The organism is Pseudorhodoplanes sp., assembly GCF_050250235.1.
Taxonomy (GTDB): domain Bacteria; phylum Pseudomonadota; class Alphaproteobacteria; order Rhizobiales; family Xanthobacteraceae; genus Pseudorhodoplanes.
Map to the genome: position 1 here is coordinate 23,424 of NZ_JBFWPA010000025.1, position 14,719 is coordinate 38,142.

Genomic DNA, 14,719 nt, shown 5'->3' on the forward strand with positions numbered 1-14,719 from the left:
GTGGTGTTTCAGCGCATCGACTGGAGCATCGCGTGTCACAAGGCCGGGCCATCGTAACGTCCGTTGTCGCGTCGGCGTTTCGAAAGCCGCGCCGGTCCTCGGGCATGGGGCCGTTCTGGCCGAACCCGGCCGTCATCGTCACCGGCATAATGACGTTTGTTGCGCTGTTCCTTGGCGCGAAGCTTCTGCTGGATGTCTGGAGCATCACGCAGGCGCGGCAGCTGCCGCGCTGGATCGTCGAATGGTCGGGCATCCTCACCGCTTACGGAAAGTCGGGATGGCTGTTATGGCCGATCGCGGGACTGCTGGTGGCCGCGATCATCGCCGGACTGCGCGCGGCGTCCCGGGCTGACCGTCTGGTATTTGCCGCGACCGCGCTGCGGCTTGCCTTCCTGCTTTCGGCCGTCGCCCTGCCGGGCCTGATGACCAGTATCCTGAAGCCGCTGATCGGGCGTGCGCGACCCTATCTCACCGGGCAGCCGGATGCGTTTTTTTACGCGCCCTTTGCCTATTTTCGCGAGCTGCTGTTCGGCACCATGCCGTTTCCGGAATACGCCTATGGCAGCATGCCGTCGGGCCACGCCACGACCGCGGTTGCGATCGCGGTCGCATTCAGTGCGCTGTGGCCGCGGCTGTGGCCGCTGTTCTGGAGCTTCGCGCTGGTGATCTGCGTCACCCGTCTGACCATCGCGGTCCATCATCCGACCGATGTCATGGTGGGCGCCGCTATCGGCGGGCTCGGGGCGCTCGCCATCCGCAATTACTTCGCCGCACGCCGCTGGGTCTTCGCGGTCGACGCCGCGGGCCAGGTCCACGCCATGCCGGGACCGGGACTGCGACGGCTCGCGCGCGCATCATTGCGGCTGCGGTGGCGGCCATGACCAGCCTGCGCGTTGCCCCGCGCGAGACCGCGCGCGCGATCTCGGTTGTCGTTCCGGTCCACAACGAGGCCGAGAACCTGTCCGAGCTCGCCGCCGAAGTGGTCGCGGCGCTGCGCGGAAAGGCGGTGTTCGAGATCGTGTTCGTCGATGATGGCTCGACCGACGGCACCGCCTTGGAGCTTGCGCGCCTGAAGGCGCTTTACCCTGAGCTGCGACCGGTCGCCCATGACCGCAAGAGCGGGCAATCCATCGCGGTCGTGACCGGTGCGCGCGCCGCGCGCGGCGAAACCATCGTCACCATCGATGGCGACGGCCAGAACGATCCGAATTTCATCCTTGAACTGGCGCAGACACTCGCGGCCGGCCGGCCGCAAATCGGGCTGGTCGCGGGACGGCGGCTCGGCCGCAAGGCATCCGGCTTCAAGAGGCTGCAATCGCGCATCGCCAATGCCGTGCGTGCCGCGATCCTGCGCGATGGCACCAGCGATACCGGCTGCGGCCTGAAGGCGGTCCCGCGTGACTTGTTCCTGCAATTGCCGGTCTTCGACGGGCTGCACCGGTTCCTGCCCGCGCTGGTCCGCCGCGAGGGCTATGCGATCGCGCAGGTTGACGTGATCGATCGCGACCGCCGCCACGGGGTCTCGAAATACGGGATGTGGGACCGGCTCTGGGTCGGGCTCATGGACCTCATGGGAGTCTGGTGGCTGGTCCGCCGGCGCAAATGCGTCCCGCAGGTGAAGGAGTTGAAGGCCGATGCTGATCGATTTGTCGCGGATGATCGGGAGCTATTTGCAGGACGTGTTCGTCAATAATCTCGACTGGTGGGTGCTGGTCGGATTCGTGGCGCAGGCGTTTTTCACCGCCCGCTTCGTCGTCCAATGGATCGCGTCGGAGCGTGCCGGGCGCAGCGTGATTCCGGTGGCATTCTGGCTGCTGTCGGTGGTCGGCGGCGTGATGCTGCTCGTCTATGCATTGTACCGGAAGGATCCGGTATTCATCGCCGGCCAGTCCTTCGGCGTATTCGTCTATCTGCGCAACCTGCATTTCGTGATCCGCGAGCAGCGGTCCATGCAGCGTCACGTCGCTGCGGCGTCCTGAAGCGCCGCGAAGCCGCGCTCCAGATCGGCGATCAGGTCCCGTGTATCCTCCAGCCCGATATGGAAGCGCAGTCCGGGGCCGCCTGGCTCCCACGGGGTTGCGGTGCGATAATCCTTGCAATCGAAGATGATCACGAGGCTCTCATAGCCGCCCCATGAGAAGCCCATGCCGAACAGCGACAGCGCGTCGCAGAAGGCGTACAGCGCCTTCTCGGAAACCGGCTTCAGCACGATGCTGAACAGCCCGGACGCGCCGGTGAAATCGCGCTTCCAGATCGCATGACCTGGATGCGAGGGCAGGGCGGGATGCAGAACCCGCAGCACCTCCGGCCGCTGCTCGAACCAGCGCGCGACTTCGAGTGCGGAGCGCTGGTGGCGCTCGAGCCGCACCGACAGCGTGCGCAGGCCTCGCTGGGCGAGATACGTATCGTCAGGACCGGCGCACAGCCCGAAATTTCCAACCGTCTCGCTGAGCTTCGGCCAGGTCGCGGCATTGGCGGAAATGGTGCCGAACATGATGTCCGAATGGCCGCCGATATACTTGGTGCCGGCCTGGATCGACAGATCGACGCCGCGGGCGAAGGCCGGGAAGAACAGCGGCGTGGCCCACGTATTGTCCATGAGCACCAGCGCACCCTTCTCATGGGCGACGGTTGCGATCGCCGGAATGTCCTGCATCTCGAAGGTCTGGGAGCCGGGGGCCTCCACGAAGACCGCGCGGGTATTCGGCCTGAACAGCGCGGCGATGCCGCCGCCGATCAGCGGATCGTAATAGTCGGTCTCGACTCCGTACCGCTTCAGGATGGTGTCGGCGAAGATGCGCGTCGGCCGGTACACGCTGTCGGTGACCAGGAGGTGATCGCCCGCCGACAGAACCGAAAGCAGCGCGGTCGAAACTGCGGCCGCCCCCGACGGCAGCAGGGAAACGCCGGCGCAGTCCGGCCCTTCCAGTTCGCGCAGCGCATTTTCCAGCGCCTCCGAGGTCGGCGTGCCGCGCCGCCCGTAACGGTAGCGTCCCCGATGCGCGACCATGTCGGCCGCGTTCGGGTAAAGCAGGGTGGAGGCGTGATAGACCGGCGGGTTGACGAAGCCATGATAGTCGCTGGGCGTGCGGCCACCGGTTACCATGCGGGTATCGGGATGGAGGTCGCGAGGCTTGTTGGGTTTGCTCATCGGAAAATCCCCGGTGCCGCGCGAAAGGCCGGACCGCCGCGCTGGTGGCTGAATTGCAGGCAAACCGGCGGGTGCCAGTCAAGCCCTTGACCTGTCTGTGCAATCGTTCTCAGATGGCGTCAATTGCGGATCGACGACCGGGGCTTCGGACGTCTGCGGCTTTTGGCGCGAGCGGGCAGGCTTGCGCTGCAAGGCACAGGTGCCGTACGCCTTGGACCGCGTCGGCGATCCTGGTCATTGTCGCGCGGTGGAGTATTTGGGGACATATCATGAAGCGCAGCATTGTTACTATCGCCCTAGCAACCCTGGTCGGTCTCGGGGCCTCCACCGCGGAGGCGCAAACGCTCAAGACGGTGCAGCAGCGCGGCGTGCTCAATTGCGGCGCCAACGGCAACCTCGCCGGTTTCGGCCTTCCAGACGCGCAAGGCAACTGGACCGGCTTCGATGTGGATTATTGCCGGGCGATCGCGGCTGCGATCTTCAACGATCCGACCAAGGTCAAGTTCGTTCCGCTCACCGCCAAGGACCGCTTCACCGCGCTGCAATCCGGCGAAGTCGACGTGCTGATCCGCAACACCACCTGGACCTCGTCGCGCGACACCACCAACGGGCTGAATTTCACCGGCGTGAACTATTATGACGGCCAGGGCTTCCTGGTCCGCAAGGCGCTGAACGTCAGTTCCGCGCTGGAACTGAACGACGCCGCAGTGTGTGTGCAGCAGGGCACCACGACGGAACTGAACCTCGCCGACTATTTCCGCACCAACAACATGAAGCTGAAGACCGTGACCTTCGCGACCTCCGACGAGGCCGTGAAGGCCTACGACGCCGGCCGCTGCGACGCCTATACCACCGACGCATCCGCGCTTTATGCCGAGCGGCTGCGCACCGCGACGCCGGATGACCACATCGTGCTCCCGGACATCATCTCGAAGGAGCCGCTCGGGCCCTCCGTGCGCCATGGCGACGATCAGTGGTTCGACATCGTCCGCTGGGTGAATTTCTGGCTGATCAATGCCGAGGAGCTCGGGGTCACCAAGGCCAATGTCGATGCGCAGATGAAGTCCGACAATCCCGAGATCCGCCGTCTGCTCGGCGTTGAGGGAAAATACGGCGAAGCCTTCGGGCTGTCGAACGACTTCGGCGCGAAGATGATCAAGCATGTCGGCAATTACGGCGAGATTTTCGACCGCAATCTCGGGCAGGCTTCGCGGATGAAGATTTCGCGCGGGCTGAATGCGCTGTGGACCAAAGGCGGCCTGCAATACGCTCCCCCTGTGCGCTGACCAGAGCGGCAGCGCGTTATGGCGCAGGCCGCGCCGCCCAAGGTCTCTCCGCTTTACGATCCGCGCTGGCGCAGCATCGCGTTTCAGGCTGCGCTATGCGCGGTCATCGTCTGGCTGGCCTATAGCGCGATCACGAACGCCGCCGAGAACCTGGCGCGGGCGCGGATCGCGTCCGGATTCGGATTCTGGAATTCGACCGCAGGCTTCGACATCAGCCAGCATCTGATTCCCTATACGACCCAATCGACCTACGGCCGCGCCTTCTGGGTCGGTCTGCTCAACACGCTGCTGGTTTCGTTCCTCGGTATCATCTTCGCGACCATTATCGGGTTTGCGGTCGGCGTCCTGCAATTGTCGAAAAACCTGCTCGTTGCGAAACTTGCCGCGGGCTATGTCGAGGTCATCCGCAATATCCCGCTGCTGCTGCAATTGCTGTTTTGGTACAATGCCGTACTGAAGGCGCTGCCGGTGCTGCGCGATAGCATCTCGATTCCCGGCGGCATGCTGCTCAACAACCGCGGATTGTTCTTGCCGAAGCCGAGTTTCGGGGCCGGCTTCGAGGCGGTGCCACTGGCGCTTCTTCTCGGAATAACCGGCGCGATCGCATTCCGCATATGGGCGCGGCGGCGTCAGATGCGCACCGGCCAGCAGGCACCGGTCTTCACGGTAGCCGCGCTGCTGGTTCTGGGGCTTCCGCTGGCAGCGCTTGCGCTTGCCGGGTTTCCCGTCACGTTCGACTTCCCGGAAATGGGGCGCTTCAATATCCGTGGTGGGATCGAAATCCTTCCGGAATTCGCCGCACTCCTGTTCGGACTGTCGATCTACACCGCGGCTTTCATCGCCGAAGCCGTGCGGGCCGGCATCCAGGCGGTCTCTCGCGGCCAGACTGAGGCCGCCTATTCGCTCGGGCTGCGTCCGGGACCGACGCTGCGGCTGATCGTGATCCCGCAGGCGATGCGTGTGATCGTGCCGCCGCTCACCAACCAGTATCTGAACCTCACCAAGAATTCCTCCCTTGCGGTGGCGATCGGCTATCCGGACCTCGTGCAGATTTTCACCGGCACGGTGCTGAACCAGACCGGGCAGGCGGTCGAAGTCGTTGCCATCACCATGGCGGTCTATCTCACCATCAGCCTTGTCACGTCGGGCCTGATGAATCTTTACAACCGGCGCATCGCGCTGGTGGAGCGCTGACGATGAGCGCGCAGTCTTTCGTCCGTACGGAAGCACTGCCGGCCATGCCGCCGCCCGCGCGCGAGCGTGGCATCGTCGGTTGGCTGCGCGAGCATCTGTTCTCCGGACCGCTCAATATCGTTTTGACATTGCTCTCGGTCCTGTTTCTGTGGTGGCTGATCCCGCCGCTGCTGAATTTTCTCATCCTTGACGCGACCTGGACCGGCAGCGACCGCTCCGCCTGCATCGTGACGCCCGAGCGTCCGCGCGCCGGCGCCTGCTGGGCATTCGTGATCGAGCGTATCAACTTTTTCATCTACGGGTTCTACCCGATCGGCGAGCGCTGGCGGGTCGATGTGTTCTTCGCGCTGCTCGCGGTCGGAATCGTCTGGCTGCTCGCGTCGTGGGCGCCGAGCAAGCGCGCCGCCGCGATCTATTTTTTCGTCGTGCTGCCGGTCGTATCGGTGATGCTGCTGCTCGGTTTTGCACCGCTCGGCTTGTCCTATGTGCCGACCTCGCTCTGGGGCGGCATTCTGGTGACGGTGGTGGTTTCCGCGGTCGGTATCGTCTTCTCCCTGCCGCTCGGGGTTATCCTGGCGCTCGGGCGGCGATCGACCATGCCGGTGGTGCGGCTGTTCTCGATCATCTTCATCGAGTTCGTGCGCGGGGTGCCGCTGATCACCGTCCTGTTCATGGCAAGCGTGATGCTGCCGCTGTTCGTGCCGGAGGCCTGGTCGCCCGACAAATTGCTGCGCGCGCTGATCGGGGTCGCGCTGTTTGCCGCGGCCTATATGGCGGAAGTGGTGCGGGCCGGCCTGCAGGCGATCCCGCGCGGGCAATATGAGGGCGCGCAGGCGCTCGGGCTCAGCTACTGGAAGATGATGGGCCTGATCGTTCTGCCGCAGGCGCTGCGCATCACCATCCCGAACATCGTCAACAGCAACATCGCGCTGTTCAAGGATACCACGCTGGTCTTCATCGTGGGAATTTTCGATTTTCTGCGGACCATCGAAGCCGCGCGCATCGATCCCAAATGGGCGACGCCGGTGACGTCGACCACGGGCTATGCCTTCGCCGCGATCTTCTATTTCGTATGCTGCTGGATGATGTCGCGATATGCCAGAGGCGTCGAGCGCCGGCTTGCGACCGGGTACCGGCGATGAGCGGCTCACCCGATCGGCCGGACGCGGTCCGGGACGTTGCGGCGGTCGAAATCGCCGGCATGCACAAATGGTTCGGCGACTTCCATGTGCTGCGCGACATCAATCTCACGGTCGCGCGCGGCGAGCGCATCGTGATCTGCGGACCGTCCGGCTCCGGCAAGTCGACCATGATCCGCTGCATCAACCGGCTGGAGGATTACCAGCAGGGGCGCGTGGTGGTGGACGGCCTGCTGCTGACCAATGACCTCAAGGCCATCGACGAGGTGCGCCGCGAGGTCGGGATGGTGTTCCAGCATTTCAACCTGTTCCCCCATCTCACGGTGATGGAGAATCTGACGCTGGCTCCGATCTGGGTTCGCAAGATGCCCAAGAAGGAGGCCGAGGAGATTGCGCAGCATTATCTCGGGCGCGTGCGCATTCCCGAACAGGCGAACAAATATCCGGGACAGCTCTCCGGCGGGCAGCAGCAGCGCGTCGCGATCGCCCGCGCGCTCTGCATGAGCCCGAAAATCATGCTGTTCGACGAGCCGACCTCTGCGCTCGACCCGGAAATGGTCAAGGAGGTGCTGGAGACCATGGTCGAACTGGCAGAAAGCGGCATGACCATGCTGGTCGTGACACATGAAATGGGCTTCGCCCGCCAAGTCGCAGATCGGATCGTGTTTATGGACGAGGGCCAGATCGTCGAAATCGATGCGCCCGAAGCGTTCTTTTCCAATCCGAAGCACGAGCGGACCAGGCTGTTTCTCAGCCAGATCCTGAACTGATTCGTCCCACGAATTGATTGTCCAGCGCCGGCGAAAGACGCTAGCCTTTCTTGCGAAGCGAGTCTGCGATCGAGTCGTCCCGCGCGGTTGCGGTCCGGCTCTGCGGCCGCGACGCCGCCAATCGGGGAGACATGTCATGAGCAGTCCGGCTGCATCTGGTCCGCTTGCACCCAATCCGCTTGCGGGTGCCGCAATGCTGCACGCGCTGGCGGATCACTGGTGGGTTCTGCTGCTGCGGGGGATCGCGGCCCTGATCTTCGGTTTCCTGACCTTCCTCTGGCCGGGCATCACGCTGCTGACGCTGACGCTGTTCTGGGGCGCGTTCGCGCTGGTCGACGGCGTGCTCGCGCTATGGACCGCGATTTTCGGCAAGGGCGGAACACTCGCCCCACGCTGGTGGCTCGGAATTGTTGGCGTTGCCGGCATCGCCGCCGGCATCCTGGCTTTCGCCTGGCCGGTCAAGACCGCGTTCATCCTGCTGCTGTTCATTGCCTGCTGGGCGATTGTCGCCGGCATCATGGAAATCTTCGGCGCGATCAAGCTGCGCAAGGAGATCGAGGGCGAATGGCTGCTCGGCCTCGGGGGCCTGCTCACCGTGATCTTCGGTGTGATCCTGATCGCGCGACCGGCGGTCGGTGCGCTGGCCGTCGCCTGGATCATCGGCTGGTTTGCAATGCTTCTTGGCGTCACCTGGATTGCGCTCGCGTTCCGGCTGAAGAAGCACAAGCAGGGCTGACAAGCTGCGGCCTGGCGCCGGTTTCCTGCCGGCCCGTGCCCGTCAGAAGGCGTTGAGCGGAATTTTCAGATAGCTGCGCCCATTGCCTTCAGGTTCCGGCAGCCGACCGCCACGCAGGTTGACCTGCAAGGCCGCGAGCATCAGCTCCGGAAGAGGCAGTGTCTTGTCGCGCGACTCGCGCAACTTGATATACGCCCCGCGATCCCGTCTGCCGCCGACATGCGTGTTGCCCTGCTTCTGCTGCGCGACGGTGGATTCCCATTGCGCCGCACGGCCGTTCGGCTTGTAGTCGTGGCCGGTGAACAGCCGGGTCTCGTCCGGCAGCGACAGGATTCGCTCGATCGAATCGTACAGCGTCGCGGCGCTGCCGCCGGGAAAGTCGGCGCGCGCGGTACCGGAATCGGGCTGAAACAGCGTGTCGTGGATGAATGCGGCATTGCCGACGATATAGGTGATGGACGCGAGCGTATGCCCCGCGCACAGCATCACACGCGCATCGAGCGATCCGATACTGAAGCTTTCGCCGTCCGCGAACAAGCGATCCCAGTATTGCGTTGTGTAGGGCGGCAGGTTGTAGATGTTTTCCCAGAGCTTCTGTATGTCGGCGACCTTCTCGCCGATTGCCATCGGCGCGCCGAGCTTGTCTTTCAGATAGGCCGCTGCCGAGAAATGGTCGGCATGCGGATGGGTGTCGAGAATCCAGTCGATCGTGAGTCCGCGCTCCTCTATCGCCTTCAGGATCGCATCGGCAGATTGTGTCGTAACCTTTCCGGCACGGGGATCGAAATCGAGTACCGGATCGATCACGGCGGCTCTTTTCGTGGCCGGATCGGTGACCAGATAGGCGATGCTGCCGGTCTTCTCGTGATAGAATCCGATGACCTCAGGCGAGGTCGGAGCGGTCATTCCGGCATCGGACGGGGAGGACGGATGCGTAGGCATGCGGGCGTCTATCACGCTAGGACGACGCTGACCACGTACGGTCAGCCCTCGGTTTCGATCGGCAGGTCGCCGCGCGAGGCCCATTCGGTCCACGACCCGTCATAAAGCGCCTTCGGCTCCTTGCCGATGGCGTCGAGCGCAAACCACAGGACCGCAGCAGTGACGCCGGAACCGCAACTTGTCACCACCGGCTTGTCGATATCGATGCCGGCCGCCTCGAACGCGGCGCGGATTTTTTCCGGCGCGACGAGGCGCCCGTCTTCCAGCAGGGTGTCGTAGGGCAGGTTGAGCGCACCCGGCATGTGGCCAGATTTCAGGCCGGGTCGGGGCTCCGGAGCGGTCCCCGCGAAGCGTCCGGCACTGCGCGCATCGACCACCTGCGTATCCGGATGCGCAAGCGCCTTCTTCACGTCCTCCGCATCTGCGACTGCGCCGTGGTTGAACCGCGACGTGAAGTGTCGTGGCGTGCGTCGTACCTCGCCGAAATCGAGCGGCCGACCTTCGGTTTTCCATTTCGGCAGGCCGCCATCGAGAATATAGACGTCGCGTACGCCGAAGGTGCGGAAGGTCCACCATACCCGCGGCGCCGAGAACAGACCCACGCCGTCATAGACCACGATTGAAAGTCCGTCGCCGACGCCCATCGCGCGCATTGCCGAGGAGAAGGCCTCCGGCGAAGGCAGCATATGCGGCAGATCGCTGTCGCGGTCGGCGATTGCATCGATGTCGAAGAAAACCGCGCCCGGAATATGCCCCGCGAGATATTCCTCGCGGGCGTTTCGCTTCATCGCCGGCAGATAATACGAGCCGTCGACCACGACGATGTCAGGTGCATCGAGATGATCCTGCAGCCATTGCGTGGTGACAAGCGAGGGGCTCGCGGGCTTTGCTTCGGTCGTCATCGCAATGCTCACACAAAGGGTGGCCTGATATTGCTCTTGCGCGTCAGCCAGTCCGGGACCGGCAGATTCTTCGAGCGCAGGAAGTCCGGATTGAACAGCTTCGACTGGTACCGGTTGCCGTAGTCGCAGAGCACGGTGACGATGGTCGCGCCCTTGCCGAGCTGCTTTGCGAGCCGGATCGCGCCGGCGATATTGATTCCGGACGAACCGCCGAGGCACAGCCCTTCGTGCTCGAGCGTTTCGAAGATCAGCGGGACCGCTTCCTCGTCGGGGATCAGATAGGCATGATCGACCTTGATGTCCTCGATGATCGGGGTCACGCGTGCAAGCCCGATGCCTTCGGTAATCGAGCCGCCTTCGGTCACCGTCGGCTTGCCGTCCTTGAACAGATGATACATTGCAGCGCCGCGCGGATCGGCAACGCCGATCGCGATGTCCGGCTTCTGCTCGCGCAAATAGCTCGATACGCCCGCCAGCGTTCCGCCGGTACCGACCGAGCAGATGAAGCCATCGATCCCGCCTGCGGTATCGCGCCAGATTTCCGGGCCGGTCGAGACATAATGGGCCTTGCGGTTGTCGAGATTGTTCCACTGGTCGGCGAACAGCACACCGTTCTTCTCGGATTTGCGCAATTCGTCCGCGAGCCTGCGCCCGACATGCTGATAATTGTTCGGATTGGCAAAGGGCAGGGCCGGGACCTCGACAAGCTCGGCGCCGCAAAGCCGCAGCATGTCCTTCTTTTCCTGGCTCTGGGTTTCCGGAATCACGATCAGCGTACGATAGCCGCGCGCGTTGGCGACCAGCGCGAGTCCGATCCCGGTATTGCCGGCCGTGCTTTCCACCACCAGACCGCCGGGCTGCAATTCGCCGCGCTTTTCCGCTTCGAGAATCATCTGGCGGCCAGCGCGATCCTTCACCGACTGACCGGGATTCATGAACTCCGCCTTGCCCAGAATGGTGCAGCCGGTCACGGCCGAAGCATGCTTCAGCTTGATCAGGGGCGTGTTGCCGATGGCGTCGACCACGCCGTCTTTGAGGTTCATGATGAAGGACCCGGCAGAGTTTCAGCGCGACCCTAACGGCATGGGGTCCGTGCGACAAGCCGCGATGCGCGGAGGGCCGCTTGCGCCGCATGCATGGAAATTGATTCCCCGGTGCTACGCGCCGCGGGCAAAAACCATCTGCCGGACATCGATGTTCCGGGACAGAAAGCCGGCCTCGCAATAGGCAAGGTAATATTCCCAGAGACGCCGAAACCGGTCATCGAAGCCGAGCGGGGTGATTTGCGGCCAGGCGGCGCGGAATCGTTCACGCCATTCGGACAGCGTTCGCGCATAGTCTTCGCCGAAGATGCGCTCGGTGCGGAACGGCACGCCAAAGCTCTCGCCAAGCGACTTCAGTGTGGAGGGCGTCGGCAGCATTCCGCCGGGAAAGACATAGCGACGGATGAAATCGATCTCGCGCTTGTAGTTCTCGAAAAATCGCTCCTGGATCGTGATGGTCTGAATTCCGGCGGCGCCGCCGGGATTCAGCCGGTCGCGCAATTGCCGGAAATACGATGGCCAGAATTGCTCGCCGACCGCCTCCAGCATCTCGATCGAGGCGATCCGGTCATAGCGGCCGCGTTCGTCGCGGTAATCCTGAAGCCGGATGTCGACCGTGTCGGACAGCCCTGCCTCGAACATGCGGCGGCGGGCGAAGTCGTGCTGCTCGCGGCTGATGGTGAGGCCGACCACCCTGGCGCCGTAGGTCTTGGCGGCGAACTCGGCAAAGCCCCCCCAGCCGCAACCGATTTCGAGCACGCTCTGCTCGCGCCTCAGATCAATCGATTGGGCGAGAGACTGGTACTTGCGAAGCTGCGCCGACGTGAGATCGTTGTTGCCGGCATCGAACAATGCCGACGAATAGGTCATCGTCGGATCGAGCCAGGCCGAATAGAAGGCGTTGCCCAGATCGTAATGCGCGTGAATGTTCTTGCGCGCCTGCCGCCTGGTATTGCGGTTAAGCCAATGCCGCAGCACCTGCAACCAGCGCACGAACCGGTTTCCGCCGAGAACCCGCTCCATCATCTCCCGGTTGATACAGAAGAGATAAAGGAATGCGGTGAGGTCCGGGGTCTCCCATTCGCCGCGCAGATAGGATTCCGCAACGCCAATATCGCCGAAGCGCAGCGTGCGCCACGCAAAGCGGAAATTCCTCACGGTCATGCTCGCGGCCGGGCCCTGCTCGGGGCCGCGAAACAGCAGACGCCGTCCATCCGGCAGCGTCACTTCAAGCGAACCGCACCGGATCTGCTCGGCAAGCGAAAACAGCAACCGCACTGTCCCCGGGAGGCCGGCAAGTGCGGCCTTGCGTGTTTCCAAGCTGACGACGATCGCGACAGGCATCGATTTGGCCCTCGGCGCTATCCGGGTCTCTCCTGCGCCGGATGGCCCTGATCGGCGGATCGGGGGGCGGACGCGCGCTGCGGGCCGGGGTGAAAACGCACCCCCTTCAGCCACAGCCGCGCGGCCTCGTAGTGAATCCCGACCATCACCTTCAGCGTCACAAGCGGCAAGGTGCAGAATGCCGCAACAAGGTGGGGGCTCGTCAAGGTTTGTCTGCGGCCGTGGAAGCTGGCGGCCAGCAGCGGGCCCTGGTCGTCGGTTTCAAGAATGCGCAGTTTCAGCTCGTCACCCGGCAGGGTGAGGCGAAAATGATAGCGCATGTCCATGCCGATAAAGGGCGATACGTAGAGGCGCTTCGGGTGGCTTTGCCGGATTCCGGCCGCGCTCGTTTGCGCGGCGCTGACCGGGCAGACATAGCTGTGGTGGCCGCCGAAGGTATTGCGGACCTCGTAGACCAGCAGTGCCAGCGTGCCGTCGGAGCGATAACAGTAATAAACCGACAGCGGGTTGAAAGCGTAGCCCAGAAGCCGCGGGTAGCACAGCAGCATGATTCGGCCGCGGGACAGGTCGACGCCGGCGCCCGCCGCGATGGACCGGACATAGCCGGCGAGCGGGGTGCCATCGCGTGGACCGTGATCGCGTTCGCGAAAACTGAAGACGCCGCGCCGGTTGACGCCGAACAGCGGGGACAGGCGGCCGGCCTCATCCAGCCGGTCGAGGTCGATCAGGAGGTTCAGCACGCGATAGACGAAACGATGCGGCACCGGCTTCAGCCGCGCATGCATCACCTCGCCCCGGTACAGCAGGGCCGGTGGGTTTTGGCCCTGCGGTCGAGCGGTCACTCCGCCGCCTCCGCATAAGATGGAACGGCAGCCCGCCACGGGACGCTTCCGCCGAGTTTCTCCGCAACGGCCAGGCCCGAGCGCAAGCCATCTTCGTGGAATCCGTATCCGGTCCACGCACCGCAAAACCAGGTGCGGTTGGTGCCCTGGATGTCGTAGAGGCGGGCCTGAGCGGCAAAGGCGGACGAATCGAATTGCGGATGGTCGCAGGTGAAATGGGCAAAGGTGCGCGCGGGATCGGGTTCGAAGGGCGGATTGAGGCTGACGAACAGCGGCCTTTCCGGGTCGATTCCCTGGAGCGCGTTCATCCAGTAGGTCACCGCAACGTCACCGCCGGCTTCGCCGCGACCGTTGCCACGGATGAAGTTCCATGCCGCCCAGGCGCGTCTGCGCTTTGGCATCAATCGCGCATCCCGGTGCAGATAAACCGCGTTCGGCCGATAGCGGATCGCCCCCAGGACCGAGCGTTCCTGCTCGCTGGGATCGCACAGCATTGCCAATGCCTGGTCGGAATGAGCAGCAACCACCACCTGATCGAAGCGTTCACGGCGGCCCAGGCTGTCGGTCACGAACACGCCTTCGCGGACGCGCTCGATCGCTCGCACCGACAGACCGAGGCGGACACGGTCGCGAAAGGGGGCGATGAGGGCTTCCACATAGCGGCGGCTGCCGCCACGGACGGTACGCCAGACCGGCCGCTCATGATGCAGCAGCCGGTGATTGTCGAAGAAGGCGACAAAATTCTCCACCGGGAAATCCAGCATCTGGTCCACCGGGGTCGACCAGATCGCGGCGCCCATCGGGACGAGATAGTCCCGTCTGAGGCGTTCCGAATAACGCCGCGTGGCGAGATATTCGCCGAGCGTCGGACCGCGCAGACGGCCGGCGGCACGATCCGCAAGCGCTTCTCGATTGAAGCGGAGGACGTCGTGCAACATCCTCCAGAACGGAAGCGATACCAGGTTCGAGCGCTGCGCGAACACGCCGTTCAGTGTCTCGGTCAGCCGCTGGCCGCCTCCCATCCATTCCAGCGCTCCGCCATTGGACGACACCGAAAAGCTCATCCGGGTGGGGATCGTCTCGATCCCGAGCCGATCGAACAGCGCGGTCAGGTCGGGGTAATTCGGTTCGTTATAGACAATAAATCCGATATCAACTGCGATCCGGCTGCCGTCATAGTCGATTTCGACGGTGTGGCTGTGGCCACCGGGGCGGCATTCGCGCTCATAGACCGTCAGGCTGTTCCGGGACGATGACAGCGCATAGGCCGCGGCATTGCCGGCAATTCCCGTTCCGACCACCGCAATCCGCATTTCCCGAGCCCCGATCCTGCCGTTCCAGGCAAGCTACGGAAGCGCTGCGAGCCGGTT

The 14,719-nt window shown here is 63.9% G+C and carries 15 protein-coding genes; 8 read left to right on the top strand and 7 right to left on the bottom strand.

The window, feature by feature from the left end:
• Nucleotides 1-32: 32 nt before the first annotated feature.
• Genes AB7F49_RS13455 through AB7F49_RS13465 form a run of 3 tightly spaced genes read left to right on the top strand, consistent with a single transcriptional unit; the run spans nt 33 to nt 1,979 of the window.
• Nucleotides 33-881, top strand: coding sequence for a phosphatase PAP2 family protein (locus tag AB7F49_RS13455; protein ID WP_428523094.1), 849 nt, complete (start codon nt 33-35; stop codon nt 879-881).
• A complete protein-coding gene (locus tag AB7F49_RS13460; RefSeq protein ID WP_428523096.1) occupies nt 878-1,693 on the top strand; it encodes a glycosyltransferase family 2 protein in 816 nt (271 codons plus the stop codon). The genes AB7F49_RS13455 and AB7F49_RS13460 overlap by 4 nt, the downstream gene beginning before the upstream one ends.
• Nucleotides 1,638-1,979 carry a lipid-A-disaccharide synthase N-terminal domain-containing protein gene (locus tag AB7F49_RS13465; protein WP_428523179.1) on the top strand — a complete coding sequence of 114 codons (342 nt, stop codon included), beginning with the start codon at nt 1,638-1,640 and terminating at the stop codon, nt 1,977-1,979. The genes AB7F49_RS13460 and AB7F49_RS13465 overlap by 56 nt, the downstream gene beginning before the upstream one ends.
• Here AB7F49_RS13465 and metC read toward each other — a convergent pair.
• Nucleotides 1,958-3,151 (bottom strand): cystathionine beta-lyase, encoded by a 1,194-nt coding sequence (metC, locus tag AB7F49_RS13470; protein WP_428523098.1) that lies wholly within the window; start codon nt 3,149-3,151, stop codon nt 1,958-1,960. The two genes, AB7F49_RS13465 and metC, sit on opposite strands and share 22 nt — an antisense overlap.
• A gap of 269 nt (nt 3,152-3,420) precedes the next feature.
• Between metC and AB7F49_RS13475 the strand changes: the two genes are divergently transcribed.
• The 5 genes from AB7F49_RS13475 (at nt 3,421) to AB7F49_RS13495 (ending at nt 8,276) form a co-directional block, all read left to right on the top strand.
• Nucleotides 3,421-4,437 (top strand): amino acid ABC transporter substrate-binding protein, encoded by a 1,017-nt coding sequence (locus AB7F49_RS13475; RefSeq protein ID WP_428523100.1) that lies wholly within the window; start codon nt 3,421-3,423, stop codon nt 4,435-4,437.
• Between the two features lie 18 nt (nt 4,438-4,455).
• On the top strand, nt 4,456-5,631 hold the full coding sequence (locus AB7F49_RS13480) for an amino acid ABC transporter permease (RefSeq protein ID WP_428523102.1): 1,176 nt from the start codon (nt 4,456-4,458) through the stop codon (nt 5,629-5,631).
• A 2-nt stretch (nt 5,632-5,633) separates the two neighbouring features.
• Nucleotides 5,634-6,773 (top strand): amino acid ABC transporter permease, encoded by a 1,140-nt coding sequence (locus AB7F49_RS13485; protein ID WP_428523104.1) that lies wholly within the window; start codon nt 5,634-5,636, stop codon nt 6,771-6,773.
• Nucleotides 6,770-7,540, top strand: a complete 771-nt coding sequence (locus AB7F49_RS13490; protein WP_428523106.1) for an amino acid ABC transporter ATP-binding protein — start codon at nt 6,770-6,772, stop codon at nt 7,538-7,540. Before AB7F49_RS13485 ends, AB7F49_RS13490 begins: the two co-directional genes overlap by 4 nt.
• Nucleotides 7,541-7,676: 136 nt before the next feature.
• Nucleotides 7,677-8,276: an HdeD family acid-resistance protein gene (locus AB7F49_RS13495; RefSeq protein WP_428523108.1), complete on the top strand. Its 600-nt coding sequence runs from the start codon at nt 7,677-7,679 to the stop codon at nt 8,274-8,276.
• A 42-nt stretch (nt 8,277-8,318) separates the two neighbouring features.
• On the opposite strand, the gene AB7F49_RS13500 is transcribed toward AB7F49_RS13495, so the two are convergent.
• The 6 genes from AB7F49_RS13500 to AB7F49_RS13525 form a co-directional block, all read right to left on the bottom strand.
• Complete coding sequence (locus tag AB7F49_RS13500; protein ID WP_428523110.1) at nt 8,319-9,182, bottom strand: MBL fold metallo-hydrolase; 864 nt, start codon at nt 9,180-9,182, stop codon at nt 8,319-8,321.
• A 77-nt stretch (nt 9,183-9,259) separates the two neighbouring features.
• Nucleotides 9,260-10,120 carry a 3-mercaptopyruvate sulfurtransferase gene (gene sseA, locus AB7F49_RS13505; protein WP_428523112.1) on the bottom strand — a complete coding sequence of 287 codons (861 nt, stop codon included), beginning with the start codon at nt 10,118-10,120 and terminating at the stop codon, nt 9,260-9,262.
• A gap of 8 nt (nt 10,121-10,128) precedes the next feature.
• Nucleotides 10,129-11,163: a cysteine synthase A gene (locus AB7F49_RS13510; protein ID WP_428523114.1), complete on the bottom strand. Its 1,035-nt coding sequence runs from the start codon at nt 11,161-11,163 to the stop codon at nt 10,129-10,131.
• 114 nt (nt 11,164-11,277) lie between these two features.
• Nucleotides 11,278-12,507 (bottom strand): class I SAM-dependent methyltransferase, encoded by a 1,230-nt coding sequence (locus AB7F49_RS13515; RefSeq protein WP_428523115.1) that lies wholly within the window; start codon nt 12,505-12,507, stop codon nt 11,278-11,280.
• Nucleotides 12,508-12,524: 17 nt separating this feature from the next.
• The gene (locus AB7F49_RS13520; RefSeq protein ID WP_428523117.1) at nt 12,525-13,349 is read right to left on the bottom strand and encodes a DUF1365 domain-containing protein; all 825 of its coding nucleotides are present in this window, start codon (nt 13,347-13,349) and stop codon (nt 12,525-12,527) included.
• The gene (locus AB7F49_RS13525; protein WP_428523119.1) at nt 13,346-14,662 is read right to left on the bottom strand and encodes an NAD(P)/FAD-dependent oxidoreductase; all 1,317 of its coding nucleotides are present in this window, start codon (nt 14,660-14,662) and stop codon (nt 13,346-13,348) included. The genes AB7F49_RS13520 and AB7F49_RS13525 overlap by 4 nt, the downstream gene beginning before the upstream one ends.
• Nucleotides 14,663-14,719: the final 57 nt, after the last annotated feature.

Excerpts from the sequence above, each read along its gene's own strand:
- AB7F49_RS13460 (WP_428523096.1), top strand. The coding sequence starts at position 878 with ATGACCAGCCTGCGCGTTGCCCCGCGCGAGACCGCGCGCGCGATCTCG.
- metC (WP_428523098.1), bottom strand. The coding sequence starts at position 3,151 with ATGAGCAAACCCAACAAGCCTCGCGACCTCCATCCCGATACCCGCATG.
- AB7F49_RS13475 (WP_428523100.1), top strand. The coding sequence starts at position 3,421 with ATGAAGCGCAGCATTGTTACTATCGCCCTAGCAACCCTGGTCGGTCTC.
- AB7F49_RS13480 (WP_428523102.1), top strand. The coding sequence starts at position 4,456 with ATGGCGCAGGCCGCGCCGCCCAAGGTCTCTCCGCTTTACGATCCGCGC.
- AB7F49_RS13485 (WP_428523104.1), top strand. The coding sequence starts at position 5,634 with ATGAGCGCGCAGTCTTTCGTCCGTACGGAAGCACTGCCGGCCATGCCG.
- AB7F49_RS13490 (WP_428523106.1), top strand. The coding sequence starts at position 6,770 with ATGAGCGGCTCACCCGATCGGCCGGACGCGGTCCGGGACGTTGCGGCG.
- AB7F49_RS13495 (WP_428523108.1), top strand. The coding sequence starts at position 7,677 with ATGAGCAGTCCGGCTGCATCTGGTCCGCTTGCACCCAATCCGCTTGCG.
- AB7F49_RS13500 (WP_428523110.1), bottom strand. The coding sequence starts at position 9,182 with ATGACCGCTCCGACCTCGCCTGAGGTCATCGGATTCTATCACGAGAAG.
- sseA (WP_428523112.1), bottom strand. The coding sequence starts at position 10,120 with ATGACGACCGAAGCAAAGCCCGCGAGCCCCTCGCTTGTCACCACGCAA.
- AB7F49_RS13510 (WP_428523114.1), bottom strand. The coding sequence starts at position 11,163 with ATGAACCTCAAAGACGGCGTGGTCGACGCCATCGGCAACACGCCCCTG.
- AB7F49_RS13515 (WP_428523115.1), bottom strand. The coding sequence starts at position 12,507 with ATGCCTGTCGCGATCGTCGTCAGCTTGGAAACACGCAAGGCCGCACTT.
- AB7F49_RS13525 (WP_428523119.1), bottom strand. The coding sequence starts at position 14,662 with ATGCGGATTGCGGTGGTCGGAACGGGAATTGCCGGCAATGCCGCGGCC.